At 45.4% G+C, this 17809-nt stretch carries 16 protein-coding genes and 1 other annotated feature; all 16 genes read left to right on the top strand.

Features of this window, described 5'->3' with window-relative positions; all coding sequences use genetic code 11:
• Window positions 1-24: 24 nt before the first annotated feature.
• The 16 genes from sigH to tuf all read left to right on the top strand — a co-directional run bounded on the left by sigH (window position 25) and on the right by tuf (window position 17730).
• A complete protein-coding gene (gene sigH / locus MKY44_RS25575) occupies window positions 25-669 on the top strand; it encodes an RNA polymerase sporulation sigma factor SigH (protein WP_017692059.1) in 645 nt (214 codons plus the stop codon).
• A gap of 304 nt (window positions 670-973) precedes the next feature.
• Window positions 974-1123, top strand: coding sequence for a 50S ribosomal protein L33 (gene rpmG, locus MKY44_RS25570; RefSeq protein ID WP_072735843.1), 150 nt, complete (start codon window positions 974-976; stop codon window positions 1121-1123).
• 17 nt (window positions 1124-1140) lie between these two features.
• On the top strand, window positions 1141-1332 hold the full coding sequence (secE, locus tag MKY44_RS25565; RefSeq protein ID WP_017692060.1) for a preprotein translocase subunit SecE: 192 nt from the start codon (window positions 1141-1143) through the stop codon (window positions 1330-1332).
• Between the two features lie 21 nt (window positions 1333-1353).
• Window positions 1354-1887 carry a transcription termination/antitermination protein NusG gene (gene nusG / locus MKY44_RS25560; protein WP_024633599.1) on the top strand — a complete coding sequence of 178 codons (534 nt, stop codon included), beginning with the start codon at window positions 1354-1356 and terminating at the stop codon, window positions 1885-1887.
• A gap of 68 nt (window positions 1888-1955) precedes the next feature.
• Window positions 1956-2381 (top strand): 50S ribosomal protein L11, encoded by a 426-nt coding sequence (gene rplK / locus MKY44_RS25555; RefSeq protein ID WP_017692062.1) that lies wholly within the window; start codon window positions 1956-1958, stop codon window positions 2379-2381.
• A gap of 94 nt (window positions 2382-2475) precedes the next feature.
• The gene (rplA, locus tag MKY44_RS25550) at window positions 2476-3168 is read left to right on the top strand and encodes a 50S ribosomal protein L1 (protein WP_017692063.1); all 693 of its coding nucleotides are present in this window, start codon (window positions 2476-2478) and stop codon (window positions 3166-3168) included.
• A 68-nt stretch (window positions 3169-3236) separates the two neighbouring features.
• Window positions 3237-3383 (top strand) — a sequence feature (ribosomal protein L10 leader region).
• A gap of 24 nt (window positions 3384-3407) precedes the next feature.
• Entirely contained in the window at window positions 3408-3911 is a 504-nt protein-coding gene (gene rplJ, locus MKY44_RS25545) for a 50S ribosomal protein L10 (protein ID WP_017692064.1), read from the top strand.
• Between the two features lie 72 nt (window positions 3912-3983).
• Window positions 3984-4343, top strand: coding sequence for a 50S ribosomal protein L7/L12 (gene rplL / locus MKY44_RS25540; RefSeq protein ID WP_339191212.1), 360 nt, complete (start codon window positions 3984-3986; stop codon window positions 4341-4343).
• 96 nt (window positions 4344-4439) lie between these two features.
• A complete protein-coding gene (locus MKY44_RS25535) occupies window positions 4440-5060 on the top strand; it encodes a class I SAM-dependent methyltransferase (RefSeq protein WP_341009103.1) in 621 nt (206 codons plus the stop codon).
• A 394-nt stretch (window positions 5061-5454) separates the two neighbouring features.
• A complete protein-coding gene (gene rpoB, locus MKY44_RS25530) occupies window positions 5455-9000 on the top strand; it encodes a DNA-directed RNA polymerase subunit beta (RefSeq protein WP_091020534.1) in 3546 nt (1181 codons plus the stop codon).
• 113 nt (window positions 9001-9113) lie between these two features.
• A complete protein-coding gene (rpoC, locus tag MKY44_RS25525; RefSeq protein ID WP_253503545.1) occupies window positions 9114-12728 on the top strand; it encodes a DNA-directed RNA polymerase subunit beta' in 3615 nt (1204 codons plus the stop codon).
• Between the two features lie 205 nt (window positions 12729-12933).
• Window positions 12934-13182, top strand: coding sequence for a ribosomal L7Ae/L30e/S12e/Gadd45 family protein (locus tag MKY44_RS25520; RefSeq protein WP_047841123.1), 249 nt, complete (start codon window positions 12934-12936; stop codon window positions 13180-13182).
• Between the two features lie 153 nt (window positions 13183-13335).
• Entirely contained in the window at window positions 13336-13758 is a 423-nt protein-coding gene (gene rpsL, locus MKY44_RS25515) for a 30S ribosomal protein S12 (protein ID WP_017692070.1), read from the top strand.
• A gap of 87 nt (window positions 13759-13845) precedes the next feature.
• Window positions 13846-14316 carry a 30S ribosomal protein S7 gene (gene rpsG / locus MKY44_RS25510; RefSeq protein ID WP_017692071.1) on the top strand — a complete coding sequence of 157 codons (471 nt, stop codon included), beginning with the start codon at window positions 13846-13848 and terminating at the stop codon, window positions 14314-14316.
• A 49-nt stretch (window positions 14317-14365) separates the two neighbouring features.
• Complete coding sequence (fusA, locus tag MKY44_RS25505) at window positions 14366-16444, top strand: elongation factor G (protein ID WP_076216857.1); 2079 nt, start codon at window positions 14366-14368, stop codon at window positions 16442-16444.
• 95 nt (window positions 16445-16539) lie between these two features.
• Entirely contained in the window at window positions 16540-17730 is a 1191-nt protein-coding gene (gene tuf, locus MKY44_RS25500) for an elongation factor Tu (protein ID WP_017692073.1), read from the top strand.
• Window positions 17731-17809 lie beyond the last annotated feature (79 nt).

Raw genomic sequence — 17809 nt, 5'->3', positions numbered from 1 at the left:
GCGTTGCAGCCGGAGGGATTGTCTGTGAGTGTCGACCTCAAAGATATCATGTTATCTAAGTATGATTACCAAAGTGACGAAGACATTGTCGAAGCTTTCCGTGAAGGCGAAAGCGAAGCGTTAGAGTTTCTAATTAACAAATATCGTAACTTTGTACGCGCCAAGGCAAGATCTTATTTTCTGATTGGGGCAGACCGGGAAGATATTATTCAAGAAGGAATGATTGGCCTCTACAAATCCATTCGAGATTTCAAAGGGGACAAGCTGGCTTCGTTCAAGGCTTTTGCCGAACTGTGTATTACAAGACAGATCATCACGGCGATTAAGACAGCAACACGTCAGAAGCATATTCCGCTTAATTCTTATGTATCTCTGGACAAGCCTATTTATGACGAAGAGTCTGATCGTACGTTACTCGATGTGATTTGTGGAACCCAGGTCAGTGATCCGGAAGAACTTATCATCAATCAGGAAGAGTTTGTGGGCCTGGAAGATAAAATGTCCGAGATTCTGAGTGATCTGGAACGTAAAGTATTGATGTTGTATCTGGACGGGAGATCTTATCAAGAGATTGCAGTAGATTTGGACAGACATGTAAAGTCCATTGATAATGCACTTCAGCGCGTCAAGCGCAAACTTGAAAAGTACCTGGAAGTTCGAGATAATTAAACACATGTTGTCGTTGACGGAAAAGGCTCGGTGTTTGAGTCTTTTTTTAGTGTCTCAAGTTTATAAAATCTAAGAATGTTTATACTAGTAATCGCTCGGTCCAAGCAGGAGAAGAGAAAAACAGAGATGAGAAACGAATGTACGTTGTACGGAAGTAATACCCAATGAATGAAAGGCTATTCTTTCATTGACATGGTTATACCCTTGTGATAAAGTGTTTTAGGTAGGCCTAAATTTATGGCTTTTTTTCAGGATCAATTTAGAGACTCTGCTTGAATGTGGAAGTCTTCGGGAGGTGTACATCATGCGGGTAATTATTACTTTGGCTTGTACTAACTGCAAACAAAGAAATTACACTACGACAAAAAACAAGCGTAATCACCCCGACCGCATGGAGATGAAGAAATTTTGCAAGTTTTGTAACGAGCAGACTTCTCATCGCGAAACCAGATAGTTTTTGGAGGTGTCGGCGTGAAACGAAGTTTCAAATCTCTGATTTCCTTTTTCTCAGAAAGCTGGGCTGAACTTAAAAAAGTTCGCTGGCCTAATCGTAAAGAGCTGACCAACTACACATTGATCGTACTTGGTACTGTTGTGGTTATGACGCTGTTTTTTTGGGTCATTGACATTGGCATCTCCTTTGTGATCGAAGCGATTATTTAAGAAGGGTTCCGGTGGCTTGATATGGAAAAAAGATGGTACGTCGTTCATACCTATTCAGGGTATGAGAACAAGGTCAAAGCCAATTTGGAAAAACGCGTAGAGTCTATGGGCATGGAAGACAAGATATTCCGCGTTCTTGTTCCTATGGAAGAAGAAGTGGTAAACAAGGACGGTAAGAAAAAAACCGTTATGCGTAAAGTTTACCCCGGTTATGTCTTGGTGGAAATGGTACAGACGGATGATTCTTGGTATGTTGTTCGCAACACACCAGGTGTTACAGGATTTGTCGGTTCGACAGGTTCTGGGTCCAAACCAACTGCATTGTTGCCTGAAGAAGTGGAACAAATTCTGAAGCACATGGGTATGGTTGAACCTAAGCCGAAAATTGAGTTCGATATTAAGGAATCCGTACGTATTAAAGTCGGCCCTTTTGCGAATTTCGTAGGCTCCGTGGAAGAAATTTTGGTAGACAAAAGCAAGTTGAAAGTGCACGTGAACATGTTTGGACGGGAAACACCGCTTGAGTTGGAATACACGCAAGTGGAGAAGATATAGTTTCTTCAAGTTTCTTGTGGGAGGGTTGAAAAACCCGTTAACCACTATTTTGCAAGGAGGTGTCAATCATGGCGAAAAAAGTTATTAAAATGGTAAAACTGCAGATTCCAGCAGGTAAAGCAAACCCAGCACCACCAGTAGGTCCAGCTTTGGGTCAAGCAGGTGTCAACATCATGGCATTCTGTAAAGAATTCAACGCTCGTACAGCTGATCAAGCGGGATTGATTATTCCAGTTGAAATTTCTGTATTCGAGGACCGTTCCTTTACTTTCATCACTAAAACTCCACCAGCAGCAGTTCTGTTGAAAGTGGCAGCTAAAGTTGAAAAAGGATCCGGCGAACCGAACAAGAAAAAAGTTGCTACTGTTAAACGTGATGCGGTTCGTCAAATCGCAGAAACAAAAATGCCTGACCTGAATGCAGCAGACGTTGAGTCCGCTATGCGTATGGTCGAAGGTACTGCCCGCAGCATGGGTATCACCATCGAAGACTAATTTTCATAAGAAACATGGCTTCGTAAAACCGGTCGATTCGCGACCGGTTGATGTGGGAGGTATATCCGCTAACACCACAAAGGAGGAATAAAACATGGCTAAACACGGTAAAAAATACCTGGAAGCTGCTAAGCTGATTGACAGCGAAGCAACTTACGAGCCTTCAGAAGCTGTAGAGCTTGTGAAAAAGGCAGCTACTGCAAAATTCGATGAAACAATCGAAGCAGCAGTTCGTTTGGGCGTAGACCCTCGTAAGCAAGACCAGGCTGTACGTGGTGTTGTTGTCTTGCCACACGGCACAGGTAAAACACAACGCGTATTGGTATTTGCAAAAGGTGACAAAGCGAAAGAAGCGGAAGCGGCTGGCGCGGACTATGTTGGTGATGCAGACATGATCAACAAAATCCAACAAGGCTGGTTCGAATTCGACGTCTGCGTAGCGACACCAGATATGATGAGTGAAGTAGGTAAATTGGGCCGACTGCTCGGCGGTAAAGGTCTGATGCCTAACCCTAAAGCCGGAACGGTAACTTTCGATGTAACTAAGGCTGTTCAAGAAATTAAAGCCGGTAAAATCGAATATCGTCTGGATCGTGCAGGTCAAATTCATGCACCGATTGGTAAAGCTTCTTTCTCTTCTGAGCAACTTAATGAGAACTTCAAAGCTCTCATGGAAGCTCTGAATCGTGCTAAACCAGCGGCAGCAAAAGGTGTTTATCTGAAGAATGTTAGTCTTTCTTCCACGATGGGACCTGGCGCACGCGTGAACGCAGCAGCTTTTAGATAATATCTCTTGACAGGCTTGTCCTGTTTTTGATAAGATATAAAAGTTGTGAGTCCGAGTGACTGACCGTTGACATTTGAATATGCTTGCCGTAGACAGTAGGTGCCATTTGGCTTAATTTCCTGCCGAGGTGTGATTATAGAACTTAGAACGATGCAAATCGATGATGAGTATATATCAAGCCTTCGTGATTCTACGGAGGCTTTTCTTAATGGGATAAATTTGATCAGGAGGTGTACAGATTGGCAAACGCAAAAGTGATTCAAGCAAAACAAGAATCCGTTGATGCAGTAACAGCAAAATTGCGCGAGAGCGTTACAACTGTTGTTGTTGACTATCGCGGATTGAACGTTGCCCAAGTAACTGAGTTGCGTAAGCAACTTCGTGAAGCAGGGATCGAATTCCAAGTGCTGAAAAACTCGTTGCTTCGCCGTGCAGCTGCAGCAGCAGAACTGACAGAACTCGATAGTGTTCTTACAGGTCCTACTGCAATTGCATTCAGCGTAGATGACGTTGTGGCTCCAGCTAAAATTCTGAACGACTTCGCGAAAAAGAACGATGCATTGGAATTGAAAGGTGCAGTCGTAGAAGGTCGCGTAATCGGAGTAGAAGAAGTTAAGGCATTGGCAGAACTGCCATCCCGCGATGGACTCCTCTCCATGCTCCTCAGCGTGCTTCAAGCGCCAGTGCGCAACTTCGCGCTTGCGGTTAAAGCAGTTGCAGAAAAAGAAGAACAAGGCGCGTAAGCAACTTGATCTGAATGCTGCTTAGGCGGCAAATGAATTAAAAAAAATAATATTATATATGGAGGTTCACTCATGAGTAAAGAGCAAATCTTGGAAGCAATCAAAGGCATGACTGTACTGGAATTGAACGATCTTGTTAAAGCAATCGAAGAAGAATTCGGCGTAACTGCTGCAGCTCCAGTAGCTGCTGCAGGTGCAGCAGCTTCTGCTGAAGCTGAGCAATCCGAGTTCGACGTAATCTTGACTAGCGCTGGTGCTTCCAAAATCAACGTTATCAAAGCAGTTCGCGAAATCACAGGTCTTGGCCTGAAAGAAGCAAAAGAATTGGTTGACAACGCTCCAAAAGCATTGAAAGAAAAAGTTGCTAAAGAAGAAGCAGAAGCGGTTAAAGCTAAGCTTGAAGAAGCAGGCGCTTCAGTTGAAGTTAAATAATTTAGCTATTACAAGCTAAATGAACAAAACAACAAACCCCTTGACTTATATCAAGGGGTTTGTTGCTGTAATTGTAAATGGAAAGTGAGTGAGGGCATGTCCAATCATTATTATTCGGACAAACCGCAAGTGGCGCATGATCGCAGAGCAACTGAAGCGGTTCTTCGCGGATTCAGTCTGCGATTCGTGACGGATGCCGGTGTGTTTTCCAAAAACGGAATCGATTATGGCAGCAGAGTATTGATTGATGCGATAGAGTTGCCATCAGGGGCTCATGTTCTCGATGTGGGCTGTGGATACGGGCCAATGGGTCTTACAGCAGCCAAACTTGTACCGGATGGGCATGTCACCATGATCGATATCAACGAGAGAGCCGTTGAACTTTCCAGGGAAAATGCAAAAGCGAACGGAATTAACAATGTTACGGTATTGCAAAGTAATCTACTGGCTGAAGTGAAAAAGCAAGATTTTGACGCTATCCTAACCAACCCGCCTATACGGGCTGGGAAAGAAACGGTTCATACTATTTTCGAACAGGCACATCGCCATCTGAAGGTAGGCGGTTCGTTGTGGATTGTCATTCAGAAGAAACAAGGAGCCCCGTCAGCGAAAGCGAAATTGGAATCTTTGTTTGGAAGAGTGGAAGAAGTGACGAAGGATAAAGGCTATCGGATTTTCAAAGCGGTGAAATCGGAAGAGGTATCTACTAAAAGCTGAATCCGAGTTTGTAAAGTAAGCAGGGGATCATTTTTTTTGCAATAGGACTATTGACTTGAAATTCAGGTCGTGGTATAGTTGTAAAATGTCAGTATTAAGATGCCCTACTTGGCTTTAGCTAACTAAAAATGTCAACCTTTTTTTACGCCGAACGGGCTTATTATGCCTACGTTTGGCGTATAATATGTACATTTTGGGCAAACTGGGGATAAGAATGATTTGGAAAGACATCCGCCGATCAAAGTTGCTCTTTTTTCGAACGACATTTCGAGTAAGGGCTTTTCTTTATTTGTGGATGCATTGCTTTGCTCTGTATGTGTACCATTATAAGGTTACAAACAGAGGTTCGCAACGAAATTTTTAAAGTGAGTAGACATTGAGGGGTGAGTTTAAGTTGGCAGGACATCTTGTTCAATATGGTCGACGCACTCGGCGCAGTTATGCACGAATTAACGAGATACTCGAAGTTCCGAACCTGATTGAAATCCAACAAAAATCCTATGATTGGTTTTTGGAGGAAGGGTTGCGCGAAATGTTCCAGGATATCTCGCCGATCCAGGATTTTACAGGTAACTTGATTTTGGAATTTATCGATTACAGTCTCGGTGAACCGAAGTATACAGTAGACGACGCAAAAGAGCGTGACGTTACGTATGCAGCACCGCTTCGGGTCAAAGTCCGGCTCATTAATAAGGAAACCGGCGAAGTCAAAGAGCAGGAAGTATTCATGGGAGATTTCCCGCTGATGACCAACACGGGCACATTTATTATTAATGGTGCGGAACGGGTTATTGTCAGCCAGTTGGTTCGCTCTCCTAGCGTTTACTTCAGTACCAAAGTAGATAAAAACGCCAAAAAAACGTATACCGCTACAGTTATTCCTAACCGCGGCGCTTGGTTGGAACTGGAGATGGACGCGAAGGATGTTGTTTACGTCCGGATCGACCGTACACGTAAAATACCGGTTACGGTTCTCCTGCGTTCACTTGGTTTTGGCACAGATGCTGAGATTCTGGATCTGCTCGGTAATGACGAATATATCCGCAACACACTGGACAAAGACAACACGGATTCCACGGAGAAAGCACTCATTGAGATCTATGAGCGTCTTCGTCCGGGCGAGCCGCCAACGCTGGATAATGCGAAAAGCTTGCTCGTAGCACGTTTCTTTGATCCAAAACGTTATGACCTGGCTAATGTAGGTCGTTACAAAATGAATAAAAAACTGCACATCAAAAACCGTTTGTTTAACCAGCGCTTGGCTGAGTCACTTGTTGACGCTGAGACTGGTGAAATCATTGCTGAAGCAGGTCAAATGGTTGATCGTCGTTTGTTGGATGAAATCATGCCGTATCTGGAGAAGAGCGTTGGATTCCGCACGTATCACGTGGGTAACGGCGTTTTGGATGCCAATGATATCCCTATGCAAACGATTGATGTGTTCTCACCAACTGAAGATGGTAAAGTGGTCAAACTGATTGCCAATGCAAACATTGACAAGTCCGTTAAAAACGTGACACCGGCGGATATTATTTCGTCCATCAGTTATTTCCTTAACCTTCTGCAGGGAATTGGTAGCACGGATGATATCGATCATCTGGGTAACCGTCGTTTGCGTTCGGTGGGTGAACTCCTGCAGAACCAGTTCCGTATCGGTTTGTCCCGTATGGAGCGTGTGGTTCGTGAGAGAATGTCCATTCAGGATGCTAACGTAATTACACCACAGGCTTTGATTAACATACGTCCTGTTATTGCATCCATTAAAGAGTTCTTTGGTAGCTCTCAGTTGTCACAGTTTATGGATCAAACGAACCCGTTGGGTGAGTTGACACATAAACGTCGTTTGTCCGCACTCGGACCCGGTGGTTTGACGCGTGAGCGCGCAGGTATGGAAGTGCGTGACGTCCATCCATCCCACTATGGCCGTATGTGTCCAATCGAGACTCCAGAGGGACCAAACATTGGTTTGATCAACTCCTTGTCTACATTCGCTCGTGTGAATGAATATGGCTTCATTGAAGCTCCATATCGTTGGGTTGATCCGAAGACAGGTATTGTGACCGAGCAAATTGATTACCTGACAGCGGACGAAGAGGACAACTATGTTATCGCGCAAGCGAATGCGAAGTTGAACGAAGACGGTACATTTGAAGAAGAAGCGATCATTGTACGTTACAACAAACAGTCGGATAACATCCTTACGATGCCGAGTGAGCGAGTTGACTACATGGACGTATCTCCTAAACAGGTTGTATCCGTCGCTACAGCGCTGATCCCGTTCCTTGAGAACGATGACTCCAACCGTGCACTCATGGGATCCAACATGCAGCGGCAGGCGGTTCCACTCTTGATTCCTAAAGCACCACTTGTAGGAACAGGTATGGAGCACAAAGCTGCAAAAGATTCTGGTGTATGTATTGTCTCCGATTATGACGGAATTATTGAACGTTCTTCTGCGAACGAGATTTGGGTCCGTCGTGTCGAAGAAGTGGATGGTCAGGAAGTTAAAGGCGATATCGTTAAATATAAATTACACAAATTTATGCGTTCGAACCAAGGAACATGCATTAACCAGCGTCCGATTGTCAAAAGAGGTGCCGCTGTCAAAGCTGGTGATATCCTCGCTGATGGTCCTTCAACGGAAATGGGTGAATTGGCTCTGGGACGTAACGTTGTTGTTGCCTTCATGACTTGGGAAGGTTACAACTACGAGGATGCGATCTTGCTCAGTGAAAAACTCGTTAAGGAAGATGTATACACATCCATCCATATCGAGGAGTATGAGTCAGAAGCACGTGATACCAAGCTCGGACCTGAAGAGATCACACGTGATATCCCTAACGTTGGGGAAGAAGCGTTGCGTAACTTGGATGAGCGCGGTATTATCCGCATCGGTGCTGAGATCAGTGCTGGCGACATTCTGGTTGGTAAAGTAACACCTAAGGGTGTAACAGAGCTGACAGCAGAAGAACGTCTCTTGCATGCGATCTTTGGTGAGAAAGCACGTGAAGTACGTGATACTTCCTTGCGTGTACCACATGGTACTGACGGTATCGTAGTAGACGTGAAAGTATTTACCCGTGAAAACGGTGATGAGCTGCCTCCAGGTGTTAACCAACTCGTTCGTGTATATATCGCTCAAAAACGGAAAATTTCCGAGGGTGATAAGATGGCCGGACGTCACGGTAACAAAGGGGTCGTGGCCCGCATCTTGCCGGAAGAAGATATGCCTTTCCTGCCAGACGGTACACCGGTTCAGATCGTTCTTAACCCACTGGGCGTACCTTCCCGGATGAATATCGGTCAAGTACTCGAGGTTCACTTGGGTATGGCGGCGATGCAACTGGGTATTCACGTAGCAACTCCTGTATTCGACGGAGCGAAGGAGTATGACGTCTTCGATACGATGGAAGAAGCAGGTATGCAACGTAATGGTAAAACTGTCCTGTATGATGGTCGTACAGGTGAAGAGTTTGAACGTGAAGTTACCGTAGGTGTCATGCACATGATTAAATTGGCGCACATGGTTGATGATAAAATCCATGCCCGTTCCACGGGTCCTTACTCACTTGTTACGCAACAGCCATTGGGTGGTAAAGCCCAATTTGGTGGACAGCGTTTCGGGGAGATGGAAGTATGGGCGCTTGAGGCATACGGTGCAGCTTATACACTGCAAGAAATCTTGACTGTTAAATCCGATGACGTTGTTGGTCGGGTTAAAACGTATGAATCCATTGTCAAAGGTGAGAATGTTCCGGAACCAGGTGTTCCTGAATCATTCAAAGTATTGATCAAAGAGCTGCAAAGCTTGGGTATGGACGTTAAGATTTTGAGTGAAGATGAGCAAGAGATTGAAATGAGAGAAATGGACGATGAAGATGACGCTGCGAGCGATAAGCTCAGCCTCAACCTTGAGGGTACAGAGGTCGGAGCGGAATAAACCGCTTCGAGCGCATGATGACCGGCGTTTTTCATCAGGCTCACGTCTTGCTCCGGCTTCGGCCGGAGTGGGCGTAACCTAGATTACAGGAATTGGTTAAGGAGGGTTGCTCCTTGTTGGACGTCAACAATTTCGAATACATGAAGATCGGGCTTGCTTCCCCAGAGAAAATTCGTTCTTGGTCCCGCGGAGAAGTGAAAAAACCGGAAACGATCAACTATCGTACGTTGAAACCGGAAAAAGAAGGGCTGTTCTGCGAAAAGATTTTTGGCCCTACAAAAGACTGGGAATGTCATTGCGGTAAATACAAACGCGTCCGTTATAAAGGCGTTGTCTGTGATCGTTGTGGCGTTGAAGTGACACGTGCGAAAGTACGCCGCGAACGGATGGGCCATATTGAGCTCGCTGCTCCGGTATCGCATATCTGGTACTTCAAAGGTATTCCGAGCCGTATGGGTCTTGCTCTGGATATGTCTCCAAGATCTCTTGAAGAGATTATTTATTTTGCATCATATGTTGTAACTGATCCAGGAGAAACTCCACTGGAGAAAAAACAACTGTTGTCCGAGAAAGAATACCGCAGCTACCGTGAAAAATACGGTTATGGTTTCCATGCTGGCATGGGCGCAGAAGCGGTTAAAAAATTGCTTCAAGACCTTGACATAGACAAAGAGCTCGAGTTCCTGAAAGAAGAGCTCCGGACTGCGCAAGGACAACGTCGTAATCGTGCAATCAAACGTCTGGAAGTTATTGAAGCATTCCGCAACTCCGGCAATAAGCCAGAGTGGATGATCATGGATGTACTTCCTGTTATCCCGCCGGAACTTCGTCCAATGGTACAGTTGGATGGTGGACGTTTTGCAACGTCTGACCTGAATGACTTGTATCGCCGTGTAATCAACCGGAACAACCGTCTGAAACGTCTGCTTGATCTGGGCGCGCCAGATATTATCGTGCAAAATGAAAAACGGATGTTGCAGGAAGCTGTTGACGCATTGATCGATAATGGTCGTCGTGGACGCCCGGTAACGGGTCCTGGTAACCGTCCATTGAAATCTCTCAGCCACATGCTGAAAGGTAAACAAGGACGTTTCCGTCAAAACTTGCTCGGTAAACGGGTTGATTATTCTGGTCGTTCCGTTATCGTTGTTGGACCTTACCTGAAAATGTATCAGTGTGGTCTGCCAAAAGATATGGCACTTGAATTGTTCAAGCCTTTTGTTATGAAAGAGCTTGTAAATAAAGGGCTTGCCCACAACATCAAGAGCGCAAAACGTAAAGTTGAGCGTGTAAGTCCTGAAGTATGGGATGTTCTTGAAGAAGTAATCAAGGAGCATCCGGTTCTGTTGAACCGTGCCCCTACGCTTCACAGACTCGGTATTCAAGCATTTGAACCGATTCTCGTTGAAGGTAAAGCAATTCGTCTTCACCCGCTCGTATGTACGGCATACAATGCCGACTTTGACGGTGACCAAATGGCCGTGCACGTTCCGTTGTCCGCTGAAGCTCAAGCGGAAGCACGTATCCTGATGCTTGCATCGGGTAACATTTTGAACCCGAAAGACGGTAAACCGGTTGTTACTCCTTCCCAGGATATGGTGCTTGGTTCTTACTACCTCACTATGGACAACAAGGAAGAAAAGGGCACAGGTATGATCTTGCGTACAGTTAACGAAGCTGTATCGGCATACCAACGTGGTACTGCTGGTCTGCATGCGCGTGTAGCTATTCCGGTTAAGGCGCTTGGTAAAACAAGCTTCACGGAAGAACAGCAAGAAGGAATGCTGCTGACAACTATCGGTAAAATTATCTTCAATGAAATTTTCCCGGCAAGCTTCCCGTATATCAATGATGCGACTCGTGCTAACCTGTACCAAGGTACTGCAGATCACTCATTTGTATATGAAAAAGGTGCTGATCTCAGAGAAGCTATTATGAATGCTCCTCTAGCTGGCGGTGTCGGTAAAGAATACCTCGGCTCCATCATTGCACGTTGTTTTGAAATTTATCACACAACGGAAACAGCCGTTATTTTGGATAAAATCAAACAACTTGGATTCACCTATTCTACACGTGCCGGTATTACGGTTGCGGTATCTGATGTTATCGTTCCGCCTGAGAAGTTTGAAATTCTTAGACAATCTGAGGAAAAAGCACAAATCGTTACGAATCAGTACCGTCGTGGTCTGATTACGAATGAAGAGCGCTATGACCGTATCATTGATATCTGGTCAAAATCCAAAGATGACATCACTGAGATTCTGATGAAGTCCATGGATCGTTACAACTCGATCATGATGATGGTAGACTCCAAAGCACGGGGTAACAAATCGCAAATCACCCAATTGGGCGGTATGCGTGGTCTGATGGCCAACCCATCCGGTCGAATTATCGAACTCCCAATCAAATCGAACTTCCGTGAAGGTCTGACGGTACTCGAGTACTTTATCTCCACTCACGGAGCGCGTAAAGGTTTGGCGGATACAGCCCTGCGTACAGCCGATTCAGGTTACCTGACTCGTCGTCTCGTAGACGTAGCCCAAGACGTAATCGTGCGTGATGATGATTGTGGTACAGATAAAGGCTTTACGGTAAGTCGTATCCAGGATGGTAAAGAGGTTATCGAAGATCTCTACGACCGTATTGAAGGCAGATACTGCTTCGAGACACTTCGTCATCCGGAAACGAAAGAAATCATTGTAGGTCGCAATGAATTGATTGACTCCGATAAAGCAGAAGCGATCATCAAAGCAGGTATTACTAAATTGCAAATCCGCTCCGTCCTCAGCTGCCGTGCGAGTCATGGTGTCTGCAAGAAGTGTTATGGTCGCAACCTCGCGACTGGTAAACACGTGGAGATTGGTGAAGCAGTTGGTATTATTGCAGCACAATCCATTGGTGAGCCAGGAACACAGCTTACAATGCGTACATTCCACACCGGTGGTGTAGCCGGAGACGATATTACGCAAGGTTTGCCGCGTATCCAGGAGTTGTTTGAGGCTCGTAATCCTAAGGGTCAAGCAACAATTAGTGAGATTGATGGTGTAGTTAAAGAGATTCGCGAAGCGAAAGATCGTCGTGAAATCGAAATTCAAGGTGAGGCGGAATCCAAAGTTTACTCCGTTACCTACGGTTCCCGTGTGCGCGTAAGCGAAGGCGCCGAAGTTGAAGCGGGTGACGAGTTGACAGACGGTTCCATTGATCCAAAAGAGATGTTACGGATTAAAGGCATACGTGGTGTACAAAACTACATTCTGCAGGAAGTACAACGCGTATATCGTAACCAAGGCGTAGAAATTAACGATAAGCACGTTGAAGTTATGATCCGTCAAATGCTGCGTAAAATCCGCATCGTAGATGCAGGAGATACAACGCTGTTGCCGGGATCGTTCGTGGATATGCATGAGTACGAAAGAGCTAACAAAATTGCGATTCTTAGTGATAAAGAGCCAGCGGTTGCTAAACCAATCCTGCTCGGTATTACGAAAGCATCCCTGGAAACAGACTCCTTCCTCTCGGCGGCTTCGTTCCAAGAAACTACACGTGTACTGACAGATGCAGCGATCAAAGGTAAAGTCGATCAGTTGCTCGGTCTGAAGGAAAATGTAATCATCGGTAAATTGATCCCTGCTGGTACAGGTATGCACCGTTACCGCAGCATCAAATTTGCTGAGCCAGAAGATGGCCAATCTTCAGTAGAAGAACTTGAGCCAGTTTCGGTTGATTAAATAGATTCCTCCTCATTTAGAGGGGAATGAAAGTTTTGTGCGTCAGGAGGCGGACGCTTGTATAATGCAGGCGGACGAATCCTGATGTACGTAAACTTTTAAAAAATGTTTTAGGATTAGCATTGACAATGCTTGCGCTAGATGCTAATATATCAAAGGTGCGTGGGCAGCTGATTGTACATGGTTCTATTCGGAGGAATACACAATGTCTAATGAAAAAGCCTTGCAAGATGCTCATGTCAAAATAGGTACCAAACAGACCATGCGGATGGTGCAGACAGGTATGGCTTCTGAAGTATATGTCGCAGAAGATAGTGATCCGCAGCTCACTTCCAAAATCATTGCTTTGTGTGAACAACACAATGTGAAGTACACGAAAGTGGATACAATGAAAAATCTCGGCAAAGCTTGCGGGATTGGGGTGGGAGCAGCTATGGCTGCTGTCGTAAAATGATAGTGTAAGGAACGTTTTTGTCCGAGAACTTTTAAGGATTCTCCAAGGCAAAAACTTTTCATTTGTCTTTTTATGAACCGCCTGGGTCTGTGGACTTAGCGAAAAGAGGTTTATAAAGAAACATGAATATTTGAGGAAGGGGGTGGCAATCACATGCCAACTATTAATCAACTGGTTCGTAAAGGACGTCAAGCAAAAGTTGAGAAGTCAAAATCTCCAGCTTTGCAAAAAGGATTCAACGCTTTGAAACGTGAATCTACTAACATCAGTGCCCCACAAAAACGTGGTGTCTGCACTCGTGTAGGTACAATGACTCCACGTAAACCAAACTCTGCACTTCGTAAGTATGCCCGTGTTCGTTTGACGAACCGTCTCGAGGTTACTGCTTATATCCCGGGAATCGGACATAACCTTCAAGAGCACAGTGTGGTATTGATCCGCGGAGGTAAAGTTAAAGACCTTGCAGGAGTTCGTTATCACATCGTTCGTGGAGCTCTCGATACTGCAGGCGTAAACAACCGTATGCAAGCTCGTTCGAAATACGGTGCAAAACGTCCAAAAGCTAAAAAAGCCTAAACCATTATAAGCAGAGAACCTGAAAGCCTTCTGACTTAAGTCTGGAAGGTACAGGGGCTGCTGAACAAGAAAGAAAGGGGGATATCCATGCCACGCAAAGGTCCAGTTACGAAAAGAGACGTGTTGCCTGATCCGTTATACAACAGCAAGTTGGTTACTCGTTTAATCAACCGCATCATGATCGGCGGAAAACGCGGTGTTGCTCAAAGCATCCTGTATAATGCGTTCAAGTTGATTCAAGAACGTACGGGTAATGACCCTATGGAAGTATTTGAAGCAGCAATCAAGAACATCATGCCAGTCCTGGAAGTTAAAGCTCGCCGTGTCGGCGGTGCCAACTACCAAGTACCAATCGAGGTGAAACCAGAGAGACGTACTGCTCTGGGATTACGTTGGCTCGTGAACTACTCCCGCAACCGCGGTGAGAAAACAATGGAAGAGCGTTTGGCGGCTGAGATCATCGACGCTTCCAACAACACAGGCGCTTCCGTTAAAAAACGTGAAGATACGCACAAAATGGCTGAAGCAAACAAAGCGTTTGCTCACTACCGTTGGTAGGATTCAGTTCACAATAAAAAAACTTCAATTTTGAAGGGAGACCCATTTCATGGCTAGAGAGTTCTCCTTGAAAAATACACGTAATATCGGGATCATGGCTCATATTGATGCGGGTAAAACCACGACAACTGAGCGGATCCTGTTTTACACAGGACGTACGCACAAAATCGGTGAAGTACACGAAGGCGCTGCGACAATGGACTGGATGGAACAGGAACAGGAGCGCGGAATTACGATTACTTCCGCTGCAACTACCGCTGCTTGGAAGGGCCACCGCGTTAATATTATTGATACCCCGGGACACGTTGACTTCACTGTTGAAGTTGAACGTTCCCTTCGTGTATTGGACGGAGCAGTTGGTGTATTCAGTGCGAAAGAAGGCGTTGAGCCTCAGTCCGAAACCGTATGGAGACAGGCTGACAAGTACGGCGTACCTCGTATCGCATATGTAAATAAAATGGATATCATCGGTGCTGACTTCCTGAACGTTGTATCTGACATGCGTGATCGCCTTCAAGCGAACGCTGTTGCGATTCAACTTCCGATCGGCGCTGAAAATGATTTCACTGGTATCATCGATATCGTTGCACAAAGAGCTCATATGTACAAAGATGACCTTGGTCAAGATATCGAAGAAACCGACATTCCTGCAGAATTTGCAGATCAAGTTGAAGAACTTCGCAACGAGCTGATTGAGCGCGTTGCTGAACTGGATGAAGATTTGACAATGAAATACCTGGAAGGCGAAGAAATCACAATTGATGAGATCAAAGCCGTACTCCGTAAAGGTGTTGTAGATGTTAAGATCTTCCCGGTTATCTGTGGATCCTCGTATCGTAACAAAGGTGTTCAACTGATGTTGGATGCTGTTATCGATTACTTGCCAGCTCCAACAGATGTTCCTTCGATCACTGGACATCTTGAAGATGGAACTGAAGCAGTCCGTCAGTCATCCGATGAAGAGCCTTTCTCCGCATTGGCATTCAAAATCATGACAGACCCTTACGTTGGTAAATTGACATTCTTCCGCGTATACTCTGGTGTTCTTCAATCCGGATCATATGTATTGAATGCCACTAAAAACAAACGTGAGCGTATCGGTCGTATCCTTCAAATGCATGCGAACAGCCGTCAAGAAATCACTGTAGTATACTCCGGTGATATTGCAGCTGCCGTAGGTTTGAAAGATACGGGTACAGGTGATACACTATGTGATGAGAAAAATCCGGTTATCCTGGAGTCAATGAACTTCCCTGATCCGGTTATCGAAATCGCCGTTGAACCTAAAACCAAAGCTGACCAAGATAAAATGGGTGTTGCTCTCGGTAAGTTGACTGAAGAGGATCCAACTCTTCGTGCTCATACTGACGAAGAAACAGGTCAAACAATCTTGGCAGGTATGGGTGAGCTTCACCTTGATATCATCATCGACCGTATGCGTCGTGAGTTCAAGGTTGAAACTACTGTGGGTAAACCACAAGTAGCTTACCGTGAAACATTCCGTGCTCCAGCGCGCGTTGAAGGTAAATTCGTACGTCAATCCGGTGGTCGTGGTCAATACGGTCACGTATGGGTTGAATTCGAACCTCTCGAGCCGGGTACAGGCAGCCAGTTCGAAAGTAAGGTTGTCGGTGGTTCCGTACCAAGAGAATACATTCAACCTGCACTGTCAGGGATTGAAGAGCAAATGAAAAACGGCGTTATTGCAGGCTTCCCGCTTGTTGACGTTAAGGCTACAATTGTAGACGGATCTTACCATGATGTCGATTCCAATGAGATGGCATTTAAAATTGCCGGATCTATGGCGCTTAAAGCGGCTAAAGACAAGTGTAAACCAGTTCTGCTTGAGCCTATCATGAAAGTAGAAGTAACTGTTCCAGAAGAGTACATGGGTGACGTAATGGGTATGTTGAACTCCCGTCGTGGCCGCATCGAAGGTATGGATTCCCGTAGTGGAGCTCAAATCATTCGTGCTAAGGTACCTCTGTCTGAAATGTTTGGTTACTCTACAACTCTTCGTTCCGGTACTCAAGGACGCGGCGTATTCTCCATGGAACTCTCTCACTATGAAGAAGTTCCTAAGAGCATCGCTGAAGAAATCGTTGCCAAAACAAAAGGCACCGAGTAGTTTTCTCACACTGGATGCAAGTGCATAAGAATTGAATTCGGAGCACTTCATTCAGTGAAAACATAAAATTATAATTTTAAGGAGGCCACGTTCAAATGGCAAAGGCTAAATACGAACGTAATAAACCCCACGTTAACATCGGTACTATTGGTCACGTCGATCACGGTAAAACAACTCTGACTGCTGCAATCACAACTGTATTGTCCAAAACTTACGGTGGTGCTGCAATTGCATTCGACCAAATCGACAAAGCTCCAGAAGAGCGCGAACGCGGTATCACAATCTCCACATCACACGTTGAGTACGAAACTGACACTCGTCACTACGCTCACGTTGACTGCCCAGGTCACGCCGACTATGTTAAAAACATGATCACTGGCGCGGCTCAAATGGATGGAGCTATCTTGGTAGTATCCGCAGCAGACGGCCCAATGCCACAAACTCGTGAGCACATCTTGCTCTCCCGTCAAGTAGGCGTACCTTACATTGTTGTATTCTTGAACAAATGTGACATGGTTGAAGACGAAGAGTTGTTGGAATTGGTTGAGATGGAAGTTCGCGACCTTCTTAACGAATATGAGTTCCCAGGTGACGATACTCCAATCACTCGTGGATCCGCTCGTGAAGCTCTGGCAAACCCAGATGGCGAATGGGCTCAAAAAATCGTTGAGATGTTCAAAGAGATCGACACTTACATCCCACTGCCTGAGCGTCAAACTGACAAGCCTTTCTTGATGCCTGTCGAGGACGTATTCTCCATCACTGGTCGTGGTACTGTTGCTACTGGCCGTGTAGAGCGTGGTACTGTTAAAGTCGGCGAAGAGATCGAAATCGTTGGTATCACTGAAGAAACTAAGAAATCCGTTGTAACAGGCGTTGAGATGTTCCGTAAATTGTTGGATTCCGCTCAAGCGGGTGACAACATCGGTGCATTGTTGCGTGGTGTTGACCGTACTCAAATCGAGCGTGGTCAAGTACTTGCAAAACCAGGTTCTGTTAAGCCACACACAGAATTCACAGCTCAAATCTACGTTCTGACTAAAGAAGAGGGCGGACGTCACAAACCATTCTTCACTGGTTACCGTCCACAGTTCTACTTCCGTACAACTGACGTAACAGGCATCATCAACTTGCCTGAAGGTACTGAAATGGTAATGCCTGGTGATAACATCACTGTTACTGTTTCCCTGATCTCCCCAATCGCGATTGAAGAAGGAACTAAATTCTCCATTCGTGAAGGCGGACGTACAGTAGGTGCCGGTTCCGTAGCATCTATCCAAAAATAATTCGGCTTAACGCTGAATAAAGCATATGTAACAGTGTACTGGAACGAGTAACATTGTATTGTAACGAAGCTTCGGAAGA

It is taken from the genome of Paenibacillus sp. FSL R7-0026 (assembly GCF_038004485.1).
Taxonomy (GTDB): domain Bacteria; phylum Bacillota; class Bacilli; order Paenibacillales; family Paenibacillaceae; genus Paenibacillus; species Paenibacillus xylanexedens_A.
Note: the sequence above shows the minus strand (reverse complement) of the source record. Positions and strands in the feature narration are given on the sequence as shown.

Excerpts from the sequence above, each read along its gene's own strand:
- rplA (WP_017692063.1), top strand. The coding sequence starts at position 2,476 with ATGGCTAAACACGGTAAAAAATACCTGGAAGCTGCTAAGCTGATTGAC.
- nusG (WP_024633599.1), top strand. The coding sequence starts at position 1,354 with ATGGAAAAAAGATGGTACGTCGTTCATACCTATTCAGGGTATGAGAAC.
- tuf (WP_017692073.1), top strand. The coding sequence starts at position 16,540 with ATGGCAAAGGCTAAATACGAACGTAATAAACCCCACGTTAACATCGGT.
- rplL (WP_339191212.1), top strand. The coding sequence starts at position 3,984 with ATGAGTAAAGAGCAAATCTTGGAAGCAATCAAAGGCATGACTGTACTG.
- rplK (WP_017692062.1), top strand. The coding sequence starts at position 1,956 with ATGGCGAAAAAAGTTATTAAAATGGTAAAACTGCAGATTCCAGCAGGT.
- MKY44_RS25535 (WP_341009103.1), top strand. The coding sequence starts at position 4,440 with ATGTCCAATCATTATTATTCGGACAAACCGCAAGTGGCGCATGATCGC.
- rpsG (WP_017692071.1), top strand. The coding sequence starts at position 13,846 with ATGCCACGCAAAGGTCCAGTTACGAAAAGAGACGTGTTGCCTGATCCG.
- MKY44_RS25520 (WP_047841123.1), top strand. The coding sequence starts at position 12,934 with ATGTCTAATGAAAAAGCCTTGCAAGATGCTCATGTCAAAATAGGTACC.
- fusA (WP_076216857.1), top strand. The coding sequence starts at position 14,366 with ATGGCTAGAGAGTTCTCCTTGAAAAATACACGTAATATCGGGATCATG.
- rpsL (WP_017692070.1), top strand. The coding sequence starts at position 13,336 with ATGCCAACTATTAATCAACTGGTTCGTAAAGGACGTCAAGCAAAAGTT.
- rpmG (WP_072735843.1), top strand. The coding sequence starts at position 974 with ATGCGGGTAATTATTACTTTGGCTTGTACTAACTGCAAACAAAGAAAT.